The sequence below is a fragment of the Micromonospora sp. CNZ285 genome (assembly GCF_004637285.1).
In genome coordinates this window covers 6,093,984-6,113,928 of record NZ_SPQD01000001.1, presented here as the reverse complement: position 1 = coordinate 6,113,928, position 19,945 = coordinate 6,093,984, and the positions used below count along the sequence as shown (strand labels likewise).

Below are 19,945 nucleotides of genomic sequence, written 5' to 3'. Positions count from 1 at the left end.
ACAACACCGGGCTCGCGGAAACATGAACCTCGACTGAGCCCGAGCCATCCCGTCGACCGTCGTCCGCACCTCGTGGAGTGGGTGGGGCCTGCCTGGTCAAGGTGGAGCACACCACGTATGAACGACCTTGACCAGGCAGGCCCCACCCACTCGGCTTGCCCGGGACGGGGGTCGTCGGGATGGCGCCACCATCCCAGAGCGCCCGAGCGCCCCGCCGGAGGCACTGTCTGTGCCTCGACCAACGTGAAGCCCCGGAACCGTCATCGATCATGGCGGTCCGGGGCTTCTTCGTATGTCGCGCCGCCGGCGGGCTGTCACCGACGCGCTGGCGGCCGAAGGCCAGAGGCGCGGCGGCGGGCCATCGGCCCGGCCCAGGTTCGGCGGCGCGAGCGGCCTGCGAAGCGGGCCGCCTTGATCCCGTACAGAAAGTTCTCACACGTCTCTGGCCTCAATCTGAGTCCAATGTGAAGATCGAAGCATGTCTGACCCGGAAGCTCCGCTCGCGCCGCCAGCAGCGCCGCGCGTCATGATCTGCCCACACTGCGACTGGCCAGCCATTCAGGAGGTCAAGGGGCAAGCAGAGGAGCCTCCGGAGGACCCAGCGGATGAGGCTTCCCCCCTGTCCTCAGAATTCACCTTGCTCCAATGCGCCAACTGCCACAAAGTCTCTTTACAGCTTCGCGACATCTGGTTCTTCGATTCACCTAATGAAGTTCCGCAATTCGTCTACCCTGCGCGGCGGCAACTCAGCGATGACATACCGGAAAAGCTGCGGCAGGAATTCGGAGAAGCGCGAACGTGTTTTGACACTAAAGCCTACACGGCAACTGTGGTAATGGTGAGAAGAACTCTCGAAGGAATTGCTGCCAACAACGGCATTACAGAACGGAACCTCGTGCGGCAGATCTCCAAGATGAGGGATCAGGGTCTAATCGATACCAGTATCGCGGATTGGGCAGATGGTTTGCGCGTGTTAGGTAACCAGGGGGCCCACTACACGGGCCGAAAGGTTAGCAGGGAGGACGCCAATGATGCGCTCGACTTCGCAGAGGCACTGCTAGACCATATCTATGTTTACAAGAGGCGATTCGAAGAGTTCAAGAAGCGGCGCGACGCGAAGCTTCCCCACCAGACAGGTACTCATTGATGGCCGCTGGCGATCTACTCCCGTTGCGTCTAGGCTAACGCAGTGGACGCAGACGGCGTAGTAAATGCAAGGTCGACAGCCCAACTCCATCTGGCGGAAGCCCTTCCTCGTCGTTGGACTCATGTCCAGGCAGTCGCAGCGAAGGCGCACTCACTGGTGGGTTTGGTTGGTCAGGATCGACACCTGCTCGTTGCGGCAGCCTTCCTTCACGATATTGGTTATGCGCCAGAGATCCGGGACACCGGATTTCATGCCCTTGATGGCGCTCGCTGGCTGCTCCGAAATGGCTTCGAACCGCGCCTGGCCGGCTTGGTCGCCTACCATTCCTGCGCTGCTTATGAGGCGGCCGAGCGAGGGCTGACCGATGCTCTTTTCTCCGAGTTCACAAGAGAGGAATCCGAAACATCCGACGCCCTGTGGTTCGCGGATATGACAACCGGGCCAGATGGCCAGGATTTCACCCCAGAACAGCGCCTAGCCGAGATACGTGAGCGCTATGGACCGGAAGACTTGGTCACACGCTTCTGGGCAAAGGCGGAAGCGCCGCTCCTGGAGGCCATCCGGCGCACTGAAGAACGACTAATGGCCTAGCCGATGTACGGCTGCTGCCGGTTCTCGAAACCGTGGTCAATCCGAAGCCGCATCGATGGGTGAATCGTGAGGTCATCCAACTCCTCGCGTGCGACCCATCGCACCTCCGAAGACTCATCGCTCGGCGTCGGCTGCCCACTGACGTAACGCCCTCGGAAGCAGATCGAGAACTGCTGCCGCACCTCGCCATCGCTGTACTCGACCACGTGGTTCGGGTTGGTGTAGATCCCGACCACGCTGGTCACCTCGACCTCTACACCGGCCTCCTCCCGGGTCTCACGGACAGCCGTCTCGGCGATGTACTCGCCGAAATCCTGACCGCCGCCGGGCAGCGCCCAGAGGCCGTTGTCGGTCCGCTGGATGAGGAGTACCCGGCCCGACTCGTCCTGCACGAAGAGGGACTGTAAAACGAACGGTGTAACTCCTGATCAAGGAGCAGCACCTGATGTCTGATGGATCGACGATCGCCGTGGATACTGCCGCGGTGGCGAAGAACGTGCCGGGGCAACCGGCGGAGGGTCTCGACGCGGAGCTGGTCGGCCAGCTGGTGGAGCAGGCCCGTGCGGCGGGTCTGCAGCTGACCGGTGACGGCGGTTTGCTGCAGCAGCTGACGAAGCGTGTCCTGGAGTCAGCCCTGGAAGGTGAGATCACCGATCACCTGGGCTATGACAAGGGCGACCCGGCGGGCAAGAACGGCGGGAACTCCCGCAACGGTGTGCGGGCCAAGACGGTGCTGACGGACGTCGGCCCGGTCGAGATTGAGGTGCCGCGTGACCGCGACGGGTCGTTCACACCGCAGATTGTGCGCAAGCGCCAGCGTCGGTTGTCCGGCGTTGACGACATGGTTATCTCGCTGTCGGCCAAAGGCCTGACGACCGGGGAGATCCAGGCCCACCTGGCGGAGGTGTATGGCGCCGACGTGTCACGGCAGACGATCTCAACGATCACCGACAAGGTCGTCGAGGGGATGACCGAGTGGCAGAACCGGCCCCTGGACCCGGTCTACCCGGTGATCTTCCTCGATGCAGTGCACGTGAAGATCCGCGACGGGAAGGTCGCCAACCGGCCCATCTACCTGGCCCTGGCCGTCACCGTCGAGGGCACCCGCGACATCCTCGGTCTGTGGGCCGGCGATGGCGGCGAGGGCGCCAAGTTCTGGCTGCAGGTCCTCACCGAGCTCAAGAACCGGGGCGTCGCGGACGCGTGCATGGTGGTCTGCGACGGGCTCAAGGGCCTGCCGGATGCGATCGGTGAGGTGTGGCCGGAAGCGGTGGTGCAGACCTGCGTGATTCATCTGCTGCGGGCGTCGTTCCGGTATGCCGGCCGGCAGCACTGGGACGCCATCGCCAAGGCTCTCAAGCCCGTCTACACCGCGCCGACCGAGTCGGCTGCCCGAGCCCGGTTCGCCGAGTTCACCGAAGCCTGGGGCGGGAAGTATCCGGCGATCGTCAGGTTGTGGGAGCAGGCGTGGGCGGAGTTCGTGCCGTTCCTGGCCTTCGACGCCGAGATCCGCACCGTCGTCTGCTCCACCAACGCCATCGAAAGCGTCAACGCCCGCATCCGCCGGGCCGTCCGCGCCCGTGGGCACTTCCCGAACGAGGCAGCCGCGCTCAAGTGCGTCTACCTCGCGGTGATGAGCCTGGACCCGACCGGGCAGGGCCGCCGGCGGTGGACCATGCGCTGGAAACCAGCCCTGAACGCCTTCGACATCGCCTTCGAAGGACGCCTCTCCGCAGGCCGTAAGTAACCGTCAACAACCCGAGTTACACCGTTCGTTTGACAGACCCGGCTGACGTCCGGGCATGGCTGGAAGATCAGGCGGCCTGACATGCCCATCGATGATCTGTGGTACCTGAGCAAGCGTGGTCCGAACAACGAGCGTTTGAAGTCCAAGCGATACGGGCGCGGGAAGCGGTGGCGCTGTCGATACGTCGACCGCAATGGGGAGGCGCGGGAACGCCTTTTCGATCGGAAGGTCGACGCGGAAGCCTGGGATGCCAAGGCACGCGCGGGGCTCGTCGAGGAAGTCCGGATCGATCAGGGAGAGCGCCGTCTGACTTTCCAGAACTACGGGGAGCGGTGGCGGCTGTCGCGTCAGATCGGGCAGGCCCTCGACTACCAGCGCCACACCGAATCCCGGCTGCGTCACCACCACTACCCGCACTTCGGCGACCGGCCGATCCGGGCGATCACCGTCACCGACGTCCTGGAGTGGGTGGCCACGCTGTTGCGCAACAACGTCGCGCAATCGTCGGTGAAGACCTACTTCGACCTGCTCAACAACATCATGAACTCGGCGGTGGCCGACAAGGTGATCCCCGACAACCCGTGCAAGTCGATCCGGCTGTTCGCGATCCTGCGGGGCTTCTCCCGCTCGCCGAAGTGGGTGCCCACCGACGATGACGTCCTGGCCCTGGTTGACGCGGTGCCCGACGAGTATCAAGCGGCCATCTGGGCTGGTGCGGGTGAGGGGATGCGGCTCGGGGAAGTCCTCGGCCTGGAGGACAGCACCCGGTGCATCGACCCGCAGCGGCAGGAACTGCACGTGGTGCAGCAACTGCGGTTCCACAAGGTCGCCTACGGTGGCTTCTACCTCGCTCCGCCGAAGGCCGGTTCGGTCGGTGATGTGGACCTGGACGACCACGTCGCGGCCGTCTTCGCCCAGCACGTCCGTACCTACCCGCCCGCCCTGGTCGAGCTGCCGGACGTCACCGCTGGCACTCCTGACCCGGGCAGGGAACCCAAGCGCCGGCTGGTGCCGCTGTTGTTCACCGACGAGCTGGGCCGGCCGATCCATGACCAGCGCTGGTCCACGATGTGGCGGGGGTGGTGCAGGGCGGCTGGCTGGCCCGATGAGGGCACCTTCCACTCGCTGCGGCACTACTTCGCCACCCGCCTGATCACCTCGGGTGCCGACCCCACGGACGTGCAGAACGCGCTACGGCATTCCAGCCTGCGGATCACGCTGGAGACCTACGTCCACTGGTGGCCGAAGAAGGACCGCCGCCGCAACATCATCAGCGGCGCGCTGCGCGAGACGAGCGCCAAACGAAAGCGGGGCCCGAAGGCCCCGGATTCTCGCTGAGTTGTGCCGGATCTGTGCCCGCTGATCTTGCTAGCGGGGTTTCCCCTGGTCAACGGTGTTACTGGTGGAGCTGAGGGGATTTGAACCCCTGACCCCCTCGATGCGAACGAGGTGCGCTACCGGTCTGCGCCACAGCCCCTCCGCCGGCGAACCAGCGTCGGTCCCACCCCGCTTTCACCGGGCGGGCCGACGACAAGGCTAACAGGTCGCGCCCCCACGACGCGAACCGCCCCGCCGCCCCGTAGATCTTGGAAGGAAAAGGCCCCCGGAGGGGCCCAAACCTTCCAAGATCGCCAAGGAAACTGCGCGCGAGGCGGTCAGGCGCCTCGGCCGGACTGGTAGGGGCGTCCGCGCAGGCCGCCCGCCCGCCGGTAGGACACCGAGCCGCCGCTCGCCGCCGGTGGCAGGTCCGCGGGACGGTCCAGCCCCATCGCCGTACGCCGGACCGCCTCGCGCTGGGCGGCCAGCCGGCGCTGCGCCTCTCGCCGGGCCGCCGCGCGCCGGGCCTGCTCGCGGCGTACCTCGGCCTGGCGGGCGGCCAGCCAGGCCGCCTCGCGGGCGTCCGCGCGCCGCCGCCGGCGCTCGGCCAGGGCACGCTGCCGCAGGTGTACGACGTACGCGACGAGCAGCGTGCCGGTGACCGAGACGCTGATCCAGAACCCGGGGCCGACGAGCACCACGCCGCCCAGTTCGACCAGGTTGAGCAGCAGCAGCGCGGCCAGCACCCGGCGCCGGCGGTAGATCGCCGGGGTGTGCCGTCGGCGGGGCGGGTGCCGTCGGCGGGACTGGGCCGGCACCGCGGAGACGGGCCGGAGCCGCCCGGAGCGCCGGCGCAGCGGCGGCGCGGAGACCGGGCGGGCGAGACTACCCGTGTCGGAGTCTTCACTGAGGGTCACGACGAGGGAACGCGGCGGGTGCAGCGGTCGCCGCCCGGGCACGGTGCGCCGTCGACGCTGGCGCTGGAGCACCCGCGCCGTCGACTGCGCCCGCTCCGCCACCAGCCGCTCGGTGGCGTCGTACCGGCGGACCAGCGCCGGAGCGAGGGCGAGCAGACCGGCGGCGGCGAGGACGGCGAGGAGCACCGACGTGGGCACCCTCACCCCTCCCGTCACCAAAGTTCGGGACGAGCGCCGCACCGCCGCAACTTCTTCCGTCGACCGTCGTTTACGGCGCACTTCGTGCGGGCGGGCAGCGCTTGCCACAGCTTGCAGTTACTTGAGGTTACGGGCCGCCGACCCGGTTCACAGTGCGCCGCGCCGGGCGTTCGCCTCAGCGGCGGTTGTCACGTACGCGGTGCCACCGCGCCAGCAAGCCGCCCTCGGCTACGACTTCCTCGCCCGTCATCGCGTATCCGATGTGGTCTCGCCACGCGCCGTCGATGTGCATGTAGCGCACGTGATAGGCCTCCTCGCGGAAGCCGAGTTTCTCCACCACCCGCCGGGACGGCATGTTCTCCGGCCGGATGTTCACCTCGATCCGGTGCAGCCCGCCCGGCCCGAACGCGTGGTCCACGGCGAGCGCCACAGCGGTCGGGATCACGCCGCGACCGGCCACCCGGGAGTCCACCCAATAGCCCACGTACCCGGAGCAGAACGCGCGCCGCACGATGCTGCCCACGTTCACGTGGCCGACCAGCCGCTCCTGCCCGTTCTCGCGCAGGCAGACCGCGAACGGCATGCCCTCACCGGTACGCGCGGACTTGCGCTGGTCGGCGTGCACCAGACGGAACGCGGCGGGCGAGTTCGTCTCGTACCAGCCGCCGGGCACATGGGACTCCCACGGCGCCAGCCACTCCCGGTTCGCGCGCCGGATCTCCGACCAGGCGGCGGCGTCCGAACGCCGGTACGGCCGCAGCACCACCGGACCGTCCACCAGCACCGCCGGCCACCCCGGCGCCCGCCGGAACCTCACCGGCGCCGGTCCAGCAGGAGAACATCCACGGTAGAACCGGCAGCGGCGGTGGTGACCCGCTCGCCGAGCACCAGCAGGCCGTTCGCGTCGGACAGGCCGGAGAGCGTGTACGGGCCACCGGCGAGCGGCTGCACCGTGTACCCGCCGCCGCGCCGCTCGGCCACGTGCGCGGGCCGGAACTCGCGCAGCCCCACCGGAGACGAGACCGTCTCCAGCAGGTGTGCGCGGACGCTCGGCCGGAACACCGGCTCGGCCCCGGCCAGCAGCTGGATGGCCGGCCGGGCCAGCACCTCGAAGCCGATCAGCGCCGCGCCGGGCTCACCGGGAAGACACACCACCGGCACCTCCTCGGCGCCGACCGTACCGAACCCGAGGGCCGTTCCGGGATAGAGGGCCACCTCTGTGAAGGTGACCGGCCCGGCCCGGCCGCCGTCGCGGCGGGACAGGATGCGGCGGACCATGTCGCCGGGTCCGGTGCCGGTGCCGCCGGTCGTGATGATCAGGTCGGCGCGCAGCGTCTGGTCCTCCAGCAGGCCGCGCAGCGCCTCCGGGTCGTCGTCGCAGATCCCCACCCGGTACGCGAGCGCGCCCGCCTCCGCCGCCGCCGCGGTCAGCGCGTGCGAGTTGGTGTCCACCACCTGGCCGGGCTGGCTGCCCCGGCCCACGTCCACCAGTTCGTCGCCGGTCGCCACGATCACCACGCGCGGGCTGGGCCGCACCACCACGTGCCCGATGCCGGTGGCGGCGAACACCGCGACCAGGGCCGGTGAGACGTACGCGCCGGCGCGGGCGAGCAGCGTGCCGGCGACCAGTTCCTCTCCGGCGCGGCGCAGGCCGTACCCCCGTTTGGGGGCGCGGAAGATCTCGACGGCGGCCATGCCCTGGTCGGTCCACTCCACCGGGACGACCACGTCCGCGCCGATCGGCAGCGGGGCGCCCGCCGCCACCGAGAAGCAGGAGCCGGGGGTGAGCCGGACCGGCCGCCAGCTCGCCGCGCCCAGGTCACCCACCACGTTGAGGCGGATGCTGCGGCCGCCGGGCATACCGGAGGGGGCCGGGACGTAGCCCGGCCCCCGACTCCCACCGGAGATGTCCTCCCAGCGCGCGGCGTACCCGTCCACCGCCGCCTGGTCGAAGGCGGGGTACGAGTGCGGGGCGACCACGTCCTCGGCGAGCACGTTGCCGTACGCCTGGGTCAGGTCGAGGTCGAGTGGAGGCAGCGCGCGTAACCTGCGCAGCACACTGCCCAGGTAGTCGGCGAGCGGCGTCAACTCGTTCGCGGCCGCCTCGGCGTCGGCCGTCGCGGTCATGTATCGGCACCGCCGGACGCGTCGCGGATGCCGTTGAGGACGGCTGCGGTGACCGTCTCGTCGCCGTTGTTGACGAACTCGGTCAGCCACTTGCGGAACTCGGCGCCCAGGTCGTCCCGCTCGGCGGCGATCTGCACCACGGTCTGGAGGTAGCCGAGCGGCATGCCGGTGTCGTAGCGGGTGCCCCGGTAGACGATGGCATGCACCGGCACCCCCTCGGTACGCAGCAGCTCCATCGCATCGGTCAGCTGGATCTCGCCGCCGCTGCCCGGTTCGGTGCGCCGGATCGCGTCGAAGATCCTCCCGGGGAGCACGTACCGGCCGAGGACGGCGAGGTTGCTGGGGGCGTCCTCCGGGCTGGGCTTCTCCACCATGCCGGTGACCTTGACGACCTCGGCGATGTCGGCGTACTCCGACTCGGCCGGCTCGACCGACGCGATGCCGTACCGGCTGGTCTCGGCCGGGTCGACCTCGAAGAACGCGAGCACCACGCCGCCGGTGCGGGCCTGAAGCTCCAGCATGGCCGGCAGCAGCGGCTCGGACGGCTTGACGAACTCGTCGCCGAGCAGCACCGCGAAGGGCGCGTCGCCGACGTGCGACTCGGCGTACCCGACGGCGTGGCCGAGACCGAGCTGTTCCGGCTGGCGGACCGTGTAGATGGCGGCGAGTTCCTCGGTGCGCTTGACCTCGGCCAGCAGCTCGGGCTTCTTGGCGAGCCGGTCCTCCAGGTCCGGCCGGCGGTCGAAGTGGTCCACCATCGAGGTCTTGCCGCGACCGGTGATCAGCAGGATGTCGTCGATGCCGGCCTGCGCGGCCTCCTCGACGATGTACTGCAACACCGGCCGGTCCACGACCGGCAGCAGTTCCTTGGGAACCGCCTTGGTGGCCGGCAGGAACCGGGTGGCCAGGCCGGCGGCCGGGATCACGGCCTTGACCGCGCGGGAGCGACCGGGGGCCGCTGAGGGGTTCGCTGAGTGCTCCGACATGTCGCGAGACTATCGGCCACGGCTCTGCCGCGGCGGGTGAGGACCGGAAGACGCGCCGCCCTGGACGGTGCCCGCCGGGTCCGCCGCGCCGGCCCGGGGCAGCCCGTCCGGCGGGCTGACACCGGCGGCCACCACCGGGATCTCCTGGGTGGGCACCGGATCGGGCGCCGGGGCGAGCCGGTAGCCGTCGCGTCCGGCGGCCTTCGCCGCGTACAACGCGTCGTCGGCGGCGTCGAGCACCTGCTGGCCGTCGGCGGCGTGGTCCGGGTAGACGGCGATGCCGATGGAGACGGTCACCGGCACCCGCACCGGCTCGTCGCCGCTCCCCTCGACGGTCACCGGCTGGTCGCGTACCACCGCGCCGAGCCGCTCGGCGACGATGGTGGCCCCCCGGGCGTCGGTCTCCGGCAGCAGCACCACGAACTCCTCGCCGCCCTGCCGGAACGCCAGGTCAACCTCGCGGATCACGCCGCGTACCCGGCGGGCGAACTCGACCAGCACGGCGTCCCCGGCGGCGTGGCCCCAGGTGTCGTTGACGTTCTTGAACCGGTCCAGGTCGAGCGCGAGGACGCTGAGCATCCGGCCGAACCGGTTCGCCCGCTCCACCTCGCGGCGGATCGACTCGCGCAGGTAGCGGTAGTTCCACAGCCCGGTCAGCGGGTCGGTGAGCGAGAGCCGCTGCGCCTCCTCGTGCACCCGGACGTTCTCCACCGCGACCGCCGCGTGCCCGGCGAACGTCCGCAGCGTCACCACGTCGTCGTCGTGGAACCCGTGCCCGCCGAGCCGGTCGTAGAGCACGAGCACGCCGAGCGCCGCGCAGGCCGAGCCGGGCGGGTCGCCGTCGGCGGGCGGGTGGCCGGGCCGGTCCGGGCCGCGCGGCTCGGTGCCGCCGGGGGTCGCGAACGGTACCGCCACGTACGTCTCGCAGGTCGGCTCCCCGGTCGGCGTGTCCGGCGGCGCCCACCGTCCGCGCAGCGGTTCGCCGGTGGCGGCCACCGCGCCGAGCACCCCGGCGCCGACCGCGACCCGCAGCGTCGCCGGGTCGGCCGGGTCGCTCGTCGGCCAGCGCCCGGTCAGCCCTTCCACGCACCGGCCGACGAGGACGCCGTCGCCGTCGACGAGCAGCACCGCGCCGGCCCGGGCGCCGGTGGCGGCGATCGCGCTGTCCAGGATCACCCGCAGGATGCGTTGCAGGTCGTGCGTGCTGGCGAGCGTGTCACCGAGCACCGCGAGGTGGTTGCGGAGCTGGTCGCGGCTGCTGGTCAGCGCCGTCACGTAGGTGCCGGTCTCCCGGGTCATCCGGTTGAACGCGCTGGCCAGCCGCCCGATCTCGTCGCGGCTGCGCACCGGCACCCGGGCGCTCAGGTCGCCGCGCGCCACCCGGTCCACCGCGCCGGCCAGCTCACCGAGCGGCCGGGTGGTCACCCGGGCCAGCCGCCACGCCGCCAGCACGGCGAGCAGGGCGGCGAGCGCGACAGCGGCGATCAGCGCCCCGTACAGGCCGGGCGCGCGCTCCCCCGGCACCGACAGCACCAGTGGCAGCGGCTGACCGGGAGACGGACCGACCCGCCGCACGTACCGGCCGTCGCCGGTGCCTGTCACCCGGTTCCCGTCCGCCTTGCCGGCGGCGGCCAGCACCGCTGCGCGTACCCCCTGGTCCTCGGTCGTGTGGGTGATGCCGCCGGGGTCGTCGAGGAGGGTGACCCCGACGCCGGTCACGGCGGCGAGCCGCGCCACGAAGGCCCGGTCGACGGGCTGGGCGGCGGCGACCGCGCCCAGGTCGGTGCCGGCCGGGTCGCGGAGCCGGACCTGGGCGGAGAGCGCCGCGACACCGGTGGCGGGCGCGCCGGCGCAGTCCTGCCAGCGCCCGGCCGGCCCGTCCGGCGTGGTGTAGGTCGTGCGGCCGGCGGCGTCGGCGATCAGCACGGCGGCGGCCAGCCCTCGGGCGACCACCTGGTCGGCCGCGCGCGAGCGGCCGGCCGGGTCGCCGACCAGCGCGACCGCGTCGGCTGCCGCGCGGAGTTGCTGGCAGAGCGCGTCGATCGAGGTACGGACACCGGCCGCGGCCAGGCCCAGCCGTTCGGTGGCGCGGCTGCGGTCGACGGCGCTGAGCGTGGCCCCGACGAAGAACGCGCCGAGCAGGACGGGGCCGAGGACCACCGCGAGGAAAGCCGCCGTCAACCGCCCGCGTAGCGTCAATCTTCCCCCCGGAAGTTCCGCTCCCTTGGTGCGATGCTGACACAGAGCGACCATTAGGCAAGCGTTGCGTCAGGAGTGTTGCGTGCCGGAATTTTCGGATGAAGCGCACGATGCGAAGCGGGAGATGCGCATCGCGCTACTCGCCGCGCGCCGGTCGCTGTCCGCGGCCGACCGCGCGGTGGCGGCGGCCGCCGTCCAGGCCGAGCTGGTGACGTTGGTACGCCGCCTGCGGCCGGCCAGGATGAGCGCGTACGTGCCGGTCGCCTCCGAGCCCGGCGGACACGACCTGCCGGACGTGCTGCGGGCCGCGCTGCCGCCCGACGCCGAACTGCTGCTGCCGGTGCTGCGCGAGGACCTGGATCTGGACTGGGCCCCGTATACCGGCCCGGAGTCGTTGCGCGCCGCCGGCCGGGGTCTGCGCGAGCCGACCGCACCGACCCGGGGGCGTGCCGCGGTGGCCGGAGCCGCCCTGGTCGTGGTGCCGGCGGTGGCGGTGGACCGCCGGGGCATCCGGCTGGGCCGGGGCGGCGGCTCGTACGACCGCGCGCTGGCCCGGGTGCCCGCGACGGTGCCGACGGTGGCGCTGCTGCACGACGGCGAACTGGTGGAGGCGGTACCCGCCCTGCCGCACGACCGCCCGGTGCACTGTGTGATCACTCCGGCGGACGGGCTGGTGGCGGTCCCGGGTGTGGGCCCGGGCGCTTCCGCTGGACGAACCCGGGGGTCATGACGCACCATTGGCACTCGAAGACCACGAGTGCCAGAAGGCCGTGCCGAAGATCCGGAGGAGAACGTGCCCACGTACCAGTACGCCTGCACCGCGTGCGGCCACCAGCTCGAGGCGGTGCAGTCCTTCTCGGACGACCCGCTGACCGAGTGCCCGGCGTGTGAGGGGCGGCTGCGAAAGCTCTTCAACTCGGTGGGCATCGTGTTCAAGGGCTCCGGCTTCTACCGTACGGACTCCCGTTCGTCCGGGTCCGACAACGGCACCTCGACCACGAGCAAGCCGGCCAAGTCCGAGTCGTCCTCGTCCTCGTCGTCGGACTCCTCGTCCTCGTCGTCCTCCGCGTCCGGGTCGTCCTCTTCGTCCGGATCCGGGTCGACGACGAGCAAGGCACCGGCGGCGTCCAGCTCGTCCTGACCCGCCGCTCGCACGCGACACGTGGCCGTTCCCGCTCGGGGGCGGCCACGTTCCGTTCCCGGCGGATGCTCGCCGGCTCGGGGAGGTTGCTGCATCCGCCGGTCCGGAAGCAGCAAGCTCCCCGAGCTGGCGGTCCCGGCCGCACCGGACCTCGCGCTGGTGACGGCGGGCCTCCCCGGGGAGCGGTTTCCACAGGACGGCGGGTTATCCACAGGGGTGGGCGGTGGGGCGGCGGGAGCCGGGAGGCCGGGCCTAGCCTGCGGTCGGATGGTTGGCCGGCGGCGGGAGGCAGCGGTGACGGATGGCGAGATCACGTTGCGTCCGGTCCGTTGGCACGGGCTACCCCGGCGCCGGACGCTGCTGCGGGTGACGCTCGTCGCGGTGCTGCTGGGGCTGGCCGCCGCGGTGCTCCAGACGCCGCCGTCCTGCCCACCACCCCGCGTCCTGCCGGCCACCTCGGCGACGGCGTCGCCGTCCGGCGGCATCCCCGCCCTGCCGGCCGGTGCGGTCGGCGTACCGATCCGGCTGGCCGAACCGGCCGCCCTCGCGGTGCTGCGTCCGGGTGCCCGGGTCGACCTGCTCGTCGTGCCGGCCGGCGGTACGCCCGACCCCACGCTGCTGGCTCCACGCGCCCTGGTGCTCGACGTGGTCGGCGCCACCGGCGCGGTCGACGGCTCCTCGGCGCTCTACCTGGCGCTGCCACCGGAACAGGCCCGGCGGGCCGTCGGGTTACCGGAGGGCAGCCGCTTCGCCGTGGTGGTACGCGGCTGAGGCGATCAGCCCCAGTGCGGGGGGCGCTCGGCGAGCAGCCAGTCGTCGTTGCCGCCGGGGCGTTCGCCCCAGCCGCGATCGGTGTCGTCGCTGGTCTGCTCGGGCAGCACCACGAAGTCGTCGCTGAGATCGACCACGCGGTCGTCGTCGTCGCGCGGTGTCCGGATGGCGGGTTCGGTCACGATCAGCAACGATACCGCCGAACCGGTCGCCGGCTCGATCCCCGGGACCGGCCGGATCGTCCCGAGCCCGGCCGTACCGGGCCGGGAGCCGCCGGAACGCCACACACCGGGCGCGACGGGCCGGAGTGGCGGTGATCGACGCGTCGGGCGGCCGACCGGCCCGGGGCGTTGGTAGCGTCGGACGGCGTGACGACGCCGAGCGGTGGCAGCCCCGACGACGAGACCTGGCGACGCCCGGACCAACCGGCACCCGCCGGGGAGAACGCCCCCGGGGCGGTCCCCCGGGACGGCGCGGACAGCGCGGACGTCCACCCGGCCGGTCCCGGAGCCGGGCCCGGTGACGCCGGCGGAGACCGTGAACCGGACCGCACCGACGTTCCGGCCGGGACCGCCGGGCAGCCCGAGCCGACCGCCCTCCCGGCGGAGCCGGCCGTCGCCGAGGGCGTCGAGACCACCGGAGCAGCCGCCGGCACCCCGGAGGCGGCCGGGAACGCCAGCCCGTGGTCACGCGAGGCGGCCACCGAGAGCCCGTGGGCCCGGCCGGAGGCGGCAGGCGGCTGGACGGTGGCCGGCGGCGCGTGGCCGGGCACGCCCGGTGCCGGCCCGCCCGCCGGTGGCCCGCAGTTCGGGGGTGGCGCGCCCGTTGGTGGTTCGCCGCCCTCGGGGTACGCGGGACCACCGCCGAGCACGCCTCCGCCGCCCGGCTGGCGGCCACCGGTACACGTGCAGCCGTCACCGCCCCGCCGGCTCCCGCCGCAGGACATGGCGGCGATGGACCAGGCGGAGCAGCGCGCGCAGCGGCTCACCTACGGCATCGGGGCAGCCGTGGCAGTGGTGCTGGTGCTGCTCACCTGCCTGCTGTGCTCGCGGGTGCTGTTCTGACCCGCAGCGGTCAGACGACGCCGTCCCAGACCATCTTGGCGCCGCTGTCCCCGGTCAGGTAGACGTACACGAGCGCGAAGACCGCGAGCACCGCCACCACGACGGTGAGCACGATCGGGAGCCAGCGGGGCAGGTTCCGGCCCGCGACGAAGCGGCTCGTCGACAGCACGAGCAGCAGCGCCACGACGCCGAGCCCGAGCGCGAACCAGAACAGCGTGTCGCCGTACTCGGCGTGCTCGTGGATCTGCTGGAGCCGGTCCGGCGGGTAGCCCTTCGCGCGCAGGGTCTCCTCCAGTTCCTCGCCGGACTCGGTGGCCACCCAGGCGACGATCGGCGTGACCACAGCGAGCGCCGCGACCGCCCAGCCGAGGCGGGGCCGCCAGCGGGGCAGCACCCCGTACGCGACGGCGAGCAGTGCCAGCAGCGGCACCAGCACCACCGCCGCGTGGATGACGAGCACGTGGACCGGCAGACCGTTGATTTCCCTGAACACCGACACCTCCGGCGAGTGGGTGGTTTGGCGCGCTCAGCGTACGGCGTGAGGCCGTCTTCCTCGATACACGAACGCGTGGCGGCGCCGGTTCACCTGTGGCCCCGGCCACGGGCGAACAACGCTCGCTTGTCGGCCCGCCCGGGCCCGTGCTGTCATGGATCCATGTCCACTGGTGAGGAGCTGCTCCGGTCGAGGGGCCTACGGGTCACCCGGCCGCGTCTCGCCGTGCTGGACGTGCTCTCCGCCGGCGGTCACCTGGAGGTCGACGAGATCACCCGGCGGGTCCGCCAGCGGATCGACTCGGTCTCCACCCAGGCCGTCTACGACGTGCTCGGCGCCCTGTCCCGGGCGGGCCTGTCCCGCCGGATCGAGCCGGCCGGCAGTCCCGCGCGGTACGAGGCCCGGGTCGGCGACAACCACCACCACGTGGTGTGCCGGGGCTGCGGCGAGATCGCCGACGTGGACTGCGCGGTCGGCAGCGCCCCCTGCCTGGACCCGAACGTGGCGCACGGCTTCGAGCTGGACGAGGCGGAAGTGACCTTCTGGGGCCTCTGCCCGGCCTGCCAGTCCCGCCGCTCCGCCGACGACTGACCGGAGCGCCGAGGACGACGGCCGCCGCCTGGCCGCCGCATCGGGGACGGCCGGCGACGACGCGTGGCACTCTTGATCGGTGGACACCGAAGACCTCGGCCTCTTCGGTCCGGGATCGGTCACGTGGAAGGTGCACGAGGAACCGATCCTGATCGTCGCCGGCCTGCGCTCGCTCTACCTCCAGGCGCTGCATCCCCGCGCGATGGCCGGCGTCGCACAGAACAGCAACTACCGCACCGACGCCTGGGGGCGGCTGGTCCGCACGGCGACGTACGTGGGGACGACGATCTACGGCACCACCGCCGAGGCGGAGGCGGCCGGGCGACGGCTGCGGACACGGCACGCCCGGATGCGCGCCACCGACCCGTTCACCGGTGAGGAGTTCCGCGTCGACGATCCGGACCTGCTGCGCTGGGTACACGTCACCGAGGTCGAGTCGTTCGTGAGCACCGCCCGGCGGGCCGGTCTGGCGCTCACCGACGACGAGGTGGACGGCTATTACACCGAGCAGCGCCGGTCGGCGGCCCTGGTCGGGCTGGACCCGGACGACGTGCCGGGTACCGCCGCCGAGGTGGCCGACTACTACCGGGACGTACGCCCGCAGTTGCGGATGACCCGGGAGGCGGCCGAGACGGCGGTGTTCCTGACCGCGCCGCCGATCCCGTGGAAGCTCAGCCTGCCGGCACGCGTCGGCCTGAACCTGGGGCCGCCTCGCTGGGCGTACTTCGGGATCGCCGCCACCGCGCTGGGGATGCTGCCGCCGTGGGCGTTGCGGCTCTACGGCGGGCTGGGCCTGCCCACCACCGCCCTGTCGGCGGATCTGAGCGCGCGGGCTCTGCGACTGGCGCTGGCCGCGGTGCCCCGGCGCTACCGGGAGGGCCCGTTGCAGCAGGCCGCCAAGGAACGCGCCGCCCGCCTGACCGCGGCCTGACGGCGCCCCACGCTCACTGCGGGTCGGCGAACCGCTCGACCGCCGACCAGGGCTCCTTGCCGGGGGTCTGCGCGCCGGTCGGGCACGTACGCCGGTAGTCGCACCAGCCGCACCGCGGGCCCGGCTCGGCCGGGAACGCCGCGTCGGGGTCGGTGCCGTCGGCCACCGCGCGCTCGGCGGCCATGATGTCGCGGGCGGTGTCCTCGGCGCGGGTGAGCTGCCGGTGCAGGGACTCCGGCGTGTGCTCATGGGCGGCGACAGTGCCGGTGGGCAGGTGGTGCAGCTCGACCCGGCGGCACGGCTTGCGGAACACCCGCTCGGCCGCGTACGCGTAGAGCGCCAGCGCCTGCGAGCCGCGCGCGTCGTCGGTGTCGAGGCCGGTGCGGCCGGTCTTGTAGTCGACGATGACCAGCTCGGGCCGCCCGTCCGGGCCGGGACGCGAGTCGATCCGGTCGGTGCGGCCGTTGAACGCGAGCACCGCGGTCTTGACCGCGACGACCCGTTCCACGCCGACCGGCTCGTCGGCCGGGTCGAGGCCCGCCACGTAGCTCTCCAGCCAGGTCAGCGCCCGCCGGAAGGCGTCGCGCTCCTGCTCGTCGTCGCGGTAGCCCTCGCGGACCCAGGTGCCCTTGAGCAGCGTGCCGAGCACCTCGGGGCGGCGGCGGTCGGGGGCCAGCGCGTACCAGTTCTTCAGCGCCGTGTGGACGCTCGCGCCGAGCGAGTTGTGCGCCCACGGCGGGCCCTTGGGCGGCGCGGGCCGGTCCACGTAGGCGTAGCGGTAGCGGCGGGGACAGTCCGCGTACGCGCCGAGTTTGCTCGGTGTGCAGACGAACAGGCGCTCCGGCATGCCCTCGAAGCCGAGCTGCTCGGACTGCTCGGCGCGGGGCCGGGGAGCCCGGGAGCCGCTGGCTGCTTGCTGTCGTCGCACACGGAGAATCCTGCCATCCGGGTACGACACCGGACGGACCCGCTCAGGCGTTGTTGAGGTACTGGGTCACGAACGCGGCGATCGCGTCGGCGATGAGCTGCACCGCGATGGCGGCCAGCAGCAGACCGGCGATCCGGGTCAGCACCTCGATGCCGCCGGGGCGCAGCACCTTGACGATCCCGCCGGAGAAGCGCAGCACCACCCACACGGTCACCATCACCGCGACGATTGCGAGCCCGATGGCGAGGTAGTCGACGGCGCCGCCGGCCTGCTGCACGAACAGCATGGTCGCCACGATGGCGCCCGGCCCGGCCAGCAGCGGGGTGCCGAGGGGCACCAACGCGATGTTCGAGGTGACCTGGTTGCTCGGGTCGTCCGCCTTGCCGGTCAGCAGCTCCAGCGCGACCAGGATCAGCAGCAGGCCGCCCGCCGCCTGGAGGGCGGGCAGGTCGACGTGCAGGTACGCCAGGATCGTCTGCCCCGCCACCGCGAAGATCACGATGACCCCGAGCGCCAGCGCCACGGCCTGCCAGGCGGCCCGGTTCCGGTCGCGCGCGGGCAGCGGCCCGGTCAGCGCGAGGAAGATGGGCATCATCCCGGGCGGGTCGACGATCACCAGCAGGGTCACGAAGACCTCGCCGAAGAGCTTGAGATCCACGCGGACACGGTAGCCGTGCCGCCGGATCGCTTCAGCCTGAAGCGACAGGGGTCACCCCGCGGGCCAGCGCGACGATCCGCTCGTACGCCTCGGGCCCTGTGGTGTGCGCGCCGAGCCGCACGGTCTTGTGCGTGCCGTGGAAGTCGGACGAGCCGGTGACCAGCAGTCCCAGGTCGGCGGCGAGCCCACGGACGTGCTCCCGCTCGGCCGGGTCGTGGTCCTCGTGGTCGGCCTCCAGCCCGGCCAGGCCGGCCGCCGCCAGGTCCGCGATCAGCTCGTCGGGCACGATCCGGCCGCGCCGGCTGGCCTTCGGGTGGGCGAAGACGGGCACGCCGCCGGCCGCCCGCACCAGCGCCACCGCCTGGAACACCTCGATGTCGTCCTTGGGCAGCCGGTACCGCTCGCCGAGCCAGTCCGGCCCGAACGCCTCGGTGGTGGTGGCGACCAGACCGGCCCGGATCAGCGCCTGCGCGATGTGCGGGCGGCCGACGGTGCCGCCGCCCGCGCCGGTCAGGATCTCCGTCCAGCTCACCGGGATGCCGTCGGCCTGGAGCAGCCGGACGATGCGCTCGCCGCGTTCCTCGCGGGCCCGGCGGACCCGGGCCAGTTCCGCGGCCAGGTGCGGCTCGGCCGGGTCGAACAGGTACGCGAGCAGGTGCAGCGGGATCGCCGGTTCGGCGCCGAACCACCGGCAGGAGATCTCCGCGCCGCGGATCAGGGTGAGTCCGGGCGGCAGGGCGGCGACGGCGGGCGCCCAGCCGGCGGTGGTGTCGTGGTCGGTGAGTGCCACCACGTCGAGCCCAGCCTCGGCGGCGGCCCGGACCAGGTCGGCGGGGGTCAGGGTGCCGTCGCTGGCGGTGGAGTGGGTGTGCAGGTCGATGCGGGCGGGGACACTCACCCGCCCGACGCTACGCCCCGTCCGGCACCGTGGGGACGTCGGCCACCACCACCGGGCGGTCCTCCGGCGCCAGCCCGTCGATCTTGGAGGCCGTGGGCCGGTCACCGGCCAGCACCCGCTCGGGCTTGACCCGGACCAGCCCGCCGGTCGCGTCCACGTGCAGCGCCACCCCGGCCCGGGTCCAGGACACGCCGCCGGCCAGCAGCGGGCCGGCCGGGTGGGTGACCGGGGTGGCCGGGTCGCGCAGGTCGACCAGGAGGGCGGTGCGGGACGTGCCGTTGGCGAGCAGCCACCGGCCGTCGAAGGAGACGGCGCCGAGTCCGTCGGTGGCAAGCTTCAGACCGCATCCGGTGCGCACCGGGGCGAGGTCGCGGGCCGGGTCGAGCAGGGCCAGGCAGTGCTGCTCGTCCCGCCCGGCGGCGACCAGGCCGACCACCCGGCCGTCGGGCCGGGTGCCGTAGACGGTGCGGACGTCCGGGTTCACCGGGCCCGGCTGCCCGCCCAGCGCGCGGTTCCAGACGCTCATCCCACCGTCGCCGGGCTGCTGGATCAGCACCGCGTCGCCGGTGAAGCCGACCGGCACGGCGCCCTCCGGCGCGGCGATCCGGACCGGCGCGATGAGCTGGCCGGCGACCACACCGGCGGCGATCAGGTCCGTGCCGTCCCGCCAGGCGACCTGGCGTCCGTCCGGGGAGACCGCCACCGCGTCCGCGGCGGCGAGCATGACCTGCGGCGCGGTGCCACCGACCGGCACCCACCAGAGGGTACGGCCGGCGACGGTGGCCGCCGAGGTGAGCAGCCAGCCCTCCTGCTCGTGGATCCGCTGCGCCCGTTCGACGCCGCTCACACCGGTCAGCTGCCGCCGTTCGCCGCCGCTGGTGTCCAGCCGGTCACCGACGAGCAGATCGAGCTCGGCGCGTACCGGCCCGAAGCGGGTGACCGAGGACGGCTCGGAGGTCTGCGGGGACGGGAAGAGGACGGGCGGGTCGCCGAGCACCACCGTGGGCGTGCCGCCGTCGCCGCCGGGCGCGCTGAACTGGGCCACCCCGGTGGTGACGACAACGGTGGCGACCCCGGCCAGGGCGAGGCCGGTGAGCGTACGCCGCCGGCCCGTGCGCCGCGCCCGGCGCAGGATCTCCCCGGCCGGGTCGGCGGGCAGCGGGCGGGACGTCTCGACGCGGCGGGACAGGGTCTCCCGCAGCGCCCGCTCCAGCTCGTCGTCGCTCACGGGGAATGGACGC

General features: G+C 72.5%; 22 protein-coding genes, 1 tRNA gene and 1 pseudogene. 10 read left to right on the top strand and 14 right to left on the bottom strand.

The window, feature by feature from the left end; all coding sequences use genetic code 11:
• Positions 1–478: 478 nt before the first annotated feature.
• Positions 479–1,147 (top strand): DUF4145 domain-containing protein, encoded by a 669-nt coding sequence (locus CLT75_RS28300; protein WP_135243218.1) that lies wholly within the window; start codon positions 479–481, stop codon positions 1,145–1,147.
• Positions 1,148–1,189: 42 nt separating this feature from the next.
• Entirely contained in the window at positions 1,190–1,738 is a 549-nt protein-coding gene (locus CLT75_RS28295; protein ID WP_135243217.1) for an HD domain-containing protein, read from the top strand.
• On the opposite strand, the gene CLT75_RS28290 is transcribed toward CLT75_RS28295, so the two are convergent.
• Positions 1,735–2,130, bottom strand: coding sequence for an NUDIX hydrolase (locus CLT75_RS28290; protein WP_135243216.1), 396 nt, complete (start codon positions 2,128–2,130; stop codon positions 1,735–1,737). The genes CLT75_RS28295 and CLT75_RS28290 overlap by 4 nt on opposite strands.
• 53 nt (positions 2,131–2,183) lie before the next feature.
• Between CLT75_RS28290 and CLT75_RS28285 the strand changes: the two genes are divergently transcribed.
• Both CLT75_RS28285 and CLT75_RS28280 read left to right on the top strand, forming a co-directional pair.
• The gene (locus tag CLT75_RS28285; protein ID WP_104113157.1) at positions 2,184–3,485 is read left to right on the top strand and encodes an IS256 family transposase; all 1,302 of its coding nucleotides are present in this window, start codon (positions 2,184–2,186) and stop codon (positions 3,483–3,485) included.
• Between the two features lie 81 nt (positions 3,486–3,566).
• A complete protein-coding gene (locus CLT75_RS28280) occupies positions 3,567–4,823 on the top strand; it encodes a site-specific integrase (RefSeq protein ID WP_135243215.1) in 1,257 nt (418 codons plus the stop codon).
• A 62-nt stretch (positions 4,824–4,885) separates the two neighbouring features.
• Here CLT75_RS28280 and CLT75_RS28275 read toward each other — a convergent pair.
• The 6 genes from CLT75_RS28275 to CLT75_RS28250 form a co-directional block, all read right to left on the bottom strand.
• Positions 4,886–4,962 (bottom strand) — tRNA-Ala (locus CLT75_RS28275).
• A 178-nt stretch (positions 4,963–5,140) separates the two neighbouring features.
• On the bottom strand, positions 5,141–5,923 hold the full coding sequence (gene sepX / locus CLT75_RS28270; protein WP_186461620.1) for a divisome protein SepX/GlpR: 783 nt from the start codon (positions 5,921–5,923) through the stop codon (positions 5,141–5,143).
• 169 nt (positions 5,924–6,092) lie between these two features.
• Positions 6,093–6,734 (bottom strand): GNAT family N-acetyltransferase, encoded by a 642-nt coding sequence (locus CLT75_RS28265; protein ID WP_013283916.1) that lies wholly within the window; start codon positions 6,732–6,734, stop codon positions 6,093–6,095.
• The gene (locus CLT75_RS28260; protein WP_135243213.1) at positions 6,731–8,044 is read right to left on the bottom strand and encodes a molybdopterin molybdotransferase MoeA; all 1,314 of its coding nucleotides are present in this window, start codon (positions 8,042–8,044) and stop codon (positions 6,731–6,733) included. Before CLT75_RS28260 ends, CLT75_RS28265 begins: the two co-directional genes overlap by 4 nt.
• Entirely contained in the window at positions 8,041–9,030 is a 990-nt protein-coding gene (locus CLT75_RS28255) for a UTP--glucose-1-phosphate uridylyltransferase (RefSeq protein ID WP_135243212.1), read from the bottom strand. The genes CLT75_RS28260 and CLT75_RS28255 overlap by 4 nt, the downstream gene beginning before the upstream one ends.
• 9 nt (positions 9,031–9,039) lie before the next feature.
• Positions 9,040–11,229, bottom strand: coding sequence for a diguanylate cyclase (locus tag CLT75_RS28250; RefSeq protein ID WP_209310401.1), 2,190 nt, complete (start codon positions 11,227–11,229; stop codon positions 9,040–9,042).
• A gap of 82 nt (positions 11,230–11,311) precedes the next feature.
• Between CLT75_RS28250 and CLT75_RS28245 the strand changes: the two genes are divergently transcribed.
• Together CLT75_RS28245 and CLT75_RS33505 are read left to right on the top strand one after the other, a co-directional pair.
• Positions 11,312–11,959: a 5-formyltetrahydrofolate cyclo-ligase gene (locus CLT75_RS28245; RefSeq protein WP_135243211.1), complete on the top strand. Its 648-nt coding sequence runs from the start codon at positions 11,312–11,314 to the stop codon at positions 11,957–11,959.
• Between the two features lie 27 nt (positions 11,960–11,986).
• Positions 11,987–12,115, top strand: a pseudogene (locus CLT75_RS33505) (FmdB family zinc ribbon protein); the annotation flags it as partial.
• A 62-nt stretch (positions 12,116–12,177) separates the two neighbouring features.
• Here the strand turns inward: CLT75_RS33505 and CLT75_RS33500 are convergent.
• A complete protein-coding gene (locus CLT75_RS33500; RefSeq protein ID WP_486485383.1) occupies positions 12,178–12,384 on the bottom strand; it encodes a hypothetical protein in 207 nt (68 codons plus the stop codon).
• 280 nt (positions 12,385–12,664) lie between these two features.
• Here CLT75_RS33500 and CLT75_RS28235 point away from each other — a divergent pair, with 280 nt between their 5' ends.
• Positions 12,665–13,141 carry a flagellar biosynthesis protein FlgA gene (locus CLT75_RS28235; protein WP_135243209.1) on the top strand — a complete coding sequence of 159 codons (477 nt, stop codon included), beginning with the start codon at positions 12,665–12,667 and terminating at the stop codon, positions 13,139–13,141.
• Between the two features lie 5 nt (positions 13,142–13,146).
• Here the strand turns inward: CLT75_RS28235 and CLT75_RS32925 are convergent, their stop codons facing one another.
• Positions 13,147–13,323: a hypothetical protein gene (locus CLT75_RS32925; RefSeq protein ID WP_194798979.1), complete on the bottom strand. Its 177-nt coding sequence runs from the start codon at positions 13,321–13,323 to the stop codon at positions 13,147–13,149.
• Positions 13,324–13,509: 186 nt separating this feature from the next.
• Here CLT75_RS32925 and CLT75_RS28225 point away from each other — a divergent pair, with 186 nt between their 5' ends.
• The gene (locus CLT75_RS28225) at positions 13,510–14,205 is read left to right on the top strand and encodes a hypothetical protein (RefSeq protein ID WP_135243207.1); all 696 of its coding nucleotides are present in this window, start codon (positions 13,510–13,512) and stop codon (positions 14,203–14,205) included.
• A gap of 10 nt (positions 14,206–14,215) precedes the next feature.
• Here CLT75_RS28225 and CLT75_RS28220 read toward each other — a convergent pair whose 3' ends face one another.
• Entirely contained in the window at positions 14,216–14,698 is a 483-nt protein-coding gene (locus CLT75_RS28220) for a DUF2231 domain-containing protein (protein ID WP_135243206.1), read from the bottom strand.
• Positions 14,699–14,860: 162 nt separating this feature from the next.
• Here CLT75_RS28220 and CLT75_RS28215 point away from each other — a divergent pair, with 162 nt between their 5' ends.
• Entirely contained in the window at positions 14,861–15,289 is a 429-nt protein-coding gene (locus tag CLT75_RS28215) for a Fur family transcriptional regulator (protein WP_030501115.1), read from the top strand.
• A gap of 79 nt (positions 15,290–15,368) precedes the next feature.
• Positions 15,369–16,220 carry an oxygenase MpaB family protein gene (locus CLT75_RS28210; RefSeq protein ID WP_135243205.1) on the top strand — a complete coding sequence of 284 codons (852 nt, stop codon included), beginning with the start codon at positions 15,369–15,371 and terminating at the stop codon, positions 16,218–16,220.
• A gap of 13 nt (positions 16,221–16,233) precedes the next feature.
• Here the strand turns inward: CLT75_RS28210 and CLT75_RS28205 are convergent, their stop codons facing one another.
• The 4 genes from CLT75_RS28205 to CLT75_RS28190 form a co-directional block, all read right to left on the bottom strand.
• The gene (locus tag CLT75_RS28205; protein ID WP_486485372.1) at positions 16,234–17,067 is read right to left on the bottom strand and encodes a RecB family exonuclease; all 834 of its coding nucleotides are present in this window, start codon (positions 17,065–17,067) and stop codon (positions 16,234–16,236) included.
• Between the two features lie 124 nt (positions 17,068–17,191).
• Complete coding sequence (locus CLT75_RS28200; RefSeq protein WP_013283903.1) at positions 17,192–17,806, bottom strand: MarC family protein; 615 nt, start codon at positions 17,804–17,806, stop codon at positions 17,192–17,194.
• Positions 17,807–17,837: 31 nt separating this feature from the next.
• A complete protein-coding gene (locus CLT75_RS28195) occupies positions 17,838–18,704 on the bottom strand; it encodes a PHP domain-containing protein (RefSeq protein ID WP_135243203.1) in 867 nt (288 codons plus the stop codon).
• A gap of 10 nt (positions 18,705–18,714) precedes the next feature.
• On the bottom strand, positions 18,715–19,932 hold the full coding sequence (locus CLT75_RS28190; protein ID WP_486485289.1) for a TolB-like translocation protein: 1,218 nt from the start codon (positions 19,930–19,932) through the stop codon (positions 18,715–18,717).
• Positions 19,933–19,945 lie beyond the last annotated feature (13 nt).